1 protein-coding gene and 1 pseudogene are annotated in these 3,423 nt (G+C 60.2%); one reads left to right on the forward strand and one right to left on the reverse strand.

The features are described from left to right. Positions 1 to 230 precede the first annotated feature (230 nt). Positions 231 to 2,897 (forward strand): RHS repeat-associated core domain-containing protein, encoded by a 2,667-nt coding sequence (locus PMI26_RS07710; protein ID WP_033048131.1) that lies wholly within the window; start codon positions 231 to 233, stop codon positions 2,895 to 2,897. A gap of 37 nt (positions 2,898 to 2,934) precedes the next feature. Here the strand turns inward: PMI26_RS07710 and PMI26_RS07705 are convergent. Next, positions 2,935 to 3,213, reverse strand: a pseudogene (locus tag PMI26_RS07705) (helix-turn-helix domain-containing protein); the annotation flags it as partial. Positions 3,214 to 3,423: the final 210 nt, after the last annotated feature.

The raw sequence follows: 3,423 nt of genomic DNA on the forward strand, positions 1-3,423 counted from the left end.
TCGTTAACGATTACGCGTGTGAGCTGGATAAACGCGGCGCACTGGAGTCCATCGCCAGCAGGCTGGCTCCTACAGTTTTATCGTGGGCACGGTCCCTTGTGGGAGCTGGCTTGCCAGCGATTGAAGGCGCAGCCGTCGTCGGCGTTGCAGGGTGCGCACGTTCATGCCCTGGCTTCACCTGTAATTTCTGACAGTAGACGCTGACCGACCGCGAATGTTATCCGGAGCCCATGAACAATTCTTCTGTGCATCATGCCACGCCCACCCTCTCGGTCATGGATCCGCGAGGGCTCGCTGTGCGTGGCGTGGGCTACTGGCGCTCAAAGGCCGGGCAAGCGCCGCAGGCGCGGGTGACACGGCAAGTGTTCGATGCGGCGGGGCGTGGGGTTGAGCAGTGGGATGCGCGGTTGCCGGTTCCGGCGATGGGTCACGGTTTCAGCCTGACAGGGACTGTGCTGGCGACGGATAGCGTTGATGCCGGTTGGCGGGTGTTACTGCTGGGGCAGGCCGGTGAAACCCTGAGCCAGTGGGACAGCCGAGGCTCGCGGCAGGACTTTGAATACGACACCTCGCTACGCCCGACGGCGGTGATGGAGCAGGCGCGTGGTGAGGCGGGCCGGATGGTCGAGCGATTCAAGTATGGCGCCGCCGATATCGAGGTCGGCAATCAATGTGGTCGACTGATTCGTCACGACGATCCGGCCGGCACCCGGCATATGCCCGAGTACGATTTGATGGGGCTGGCGCAAAGTGAAATCAGCCACTTTCTCACGGAGTTGGACACACCCGATTGGCCGCTGGACGAGTCGGCACGTGATGCATTACTTGACCCTGGGGTGGGGCTGGAGAGCCGCTGGGGCTATGACCCCGCCGGAGATTTGCTGAGCCTTGTCGATGCCAGCGGCCACCGTCGGCGATTCGGTTACACCGTGGCTGGGCAGCTCAAGGAGGGCTGGCTGCAACCGGCGAACAACCCGGCCCCCGGCCAGTGCCTGGTCCACGACATTCGCTACAACCCGAGCAACCAGGTTGAACGGGAAACCGCCGGCAACGGCGTGGTCACCGAGGCCGAGTACGCCCCCAGCGACGGCCGCTTGCTGCGTTTGACCGCTAGGTTGCCTGGCGCGTCACCCGTGCAGGATCTGAGTTACGAAGTCGATGCGGCTGGCAACATCGTGGGCATCAAGGACCACGCATTGCCGGTGCGCTTCTTCAAGAACCAGCGCATTGAGGCGCTGCGCACCTTCGACTATGACAGCCTCGGCCAGTTGATCGGCGCAACCGGTTGGGAAGCCGAGCGATCTTCGGTTTATCCCGTCAGCCAGTATCGAACCTCAGCAGACCCCAACGCCGTAGTGAACTACCGCGAGGAATACGACTACGACCCGGCCGGCAACATGACCGAACTGCGGCACCTCGGCGCGCAACCCTTCACCCGGAGCTGGGCCGTTGCCGCGAACAGCAATCGCAGCCTGCTCGAAGACGATCAGCCGCCGGATTTCGACAACCACTTCGACCGCAATGGCAACCTGCGCTTCCTGCAGCGTGGCCAAGCCATGACCTGGGATTTGCGCAACCAACTGACCAGCGTGTCGCCGGTACAACGGGAGAATGAAGCCGACGACACCGAACGCTACCTCTACGGCGGCGGGGGCAAACGCCTGCGCAAAGTCCGCACGGCCCTGACCGATGCTCGAACCGTGACCAGCGAAGTGCGCTACCTGCCGGGGCTGGAGATCCACCTTCACAACGGTACCCCGACGCACCAGGTGCTTGACCTGGAGGCCGGGCGCAATCGGGTGAAATGGCTACAAGGGCCGCAGGCGCCGACGTTCGCGCTGCGCTACCACCTGACCGACCATCTGGGCTCCGGCACGCTGGAACTCGACGACCACGCCAACGTGCAGAGCCGGGAAGCCTATTACCCGTTTTGCGGCACGGCGTGGGAGGACCACAGCGACCAGAGCGGCGCCTGGAAAACCCTTCGTTATTCAGGCAAGGAACGGGATGCGACCGGGTTGTATTACTACGGGTATCGCTATTTTGCGCCGTGGTTGAGCCGCTGGATCAATCCCGATCCGGCGGGGGCGGTGGATGGGTTGAATCTGTATGGGTTTGTGGGGAATTCGCCGATGGGGAGGGTGGATCGGGATGGGCGGATGTGGTCGGGGGTTGGTGATAAAGTCAACTCGATTTCGGAGGATGTTCTTGACGCGAGAGCCGCCGAGAGTGCCTTGGCAGATCGTACCCTCTACCTCGACGACATCGATTTCAATTCACAGACTTCAAATTGGAGCCTGGATGGATATGTTGGGCCCTCTAACCCTCTAGCAGAGTTGGATTTTCAAATTGCGGCGACCAAGGCATTTGATGCCAATGCGGATCAGCCTGCCAGTTCTCCTGTTGCCGGTCCTTCGTCGGCAGTTGTGTCGGGGGCATCGAAAGATCATACCTGCCCTACCTGCAGTAAAGCATTTACGCAACGATACGATTTAACGAGACATCTTCTAATCCATGCCGACGAAAAGCGCCATCAGTGTAAGCATCCGGGATGCGACGTAGCGTTTGCTCGAAAGGATGCTCTTGAGCGCCACATGCGAACCCATACCGGTGAAAAGCGCCATCAGTGTAAGCATCCGGGATGCGACGAAGTGTTTGCTCGAAAAGATTATCTTGAGCACCACATGCGAACCCATTCCGACGAAAAGCCCTACAGCTGCATGTATCCTGAATGTGGCAAAACATTTAGTAAAAAAAACAATAGGGATAGACACGCCTGGACCCACAGAGCACCGGGTTCATGCCCAGTTGAAGGCTGTTCCGCTATGTATAGTGACCCAAGCGTAATGAAATATCATATAAAAAAGAAACACCCTGGCTGGCAGCCCGGCACCTGACCGATAGCCTTATCGAGCTACCAATAGTCCAACCGAATCAGGTTTCTTTCGGAACAACCTGCCCCACAGCATCCACCTGCACTTTCGCAGCCCCCTGCTTCTGCGCCCGCCAAGTCGCCGGCGGCATCCCGAACTGACTGATAAACCACCGCGTAAACGAACTCGCCATCGAATACCCAAGCATGTCGGCAATCCGGCTCAGCGAGTAGTTCGGGTTGTCCAGGTAACGCAGCACCAGATCTCGACGCACGTTGTTGAAGGCGCAGCCGTCGTCCTTGAGGCGGCGTTGCAGGGTGCTCACGTTCATGCCCTGGCTTCACCTGTAACTTCTGACAGTAGACGCTGGCCGACCGCGAATGTTATCCAGAGCCCATGAACAATTCTTCTGTGCATCATGCAACGCCCACCCTCTCGGTCATGGATCCGCGAGGGCTCGCTGTGCGTGGCGTGGGCTACTGGCGCGCGGCGGTCGGACAAACGCCGAGGCCCCGGGTCACGCGGCAGGTGTTCGATGCGGCGGGGCGTG

The organism is Pseudomonas sp. GM33 (assembly GCF_000282295.1).
Taxonomy (GTDB): Bacteria; Pseudomonadota; Gammaproteobacteria; order Pseudomonadales; family Pseudomonadaceae; genus Aquipseudomonas; species Aquipseudomonas laurylsulfatiphila.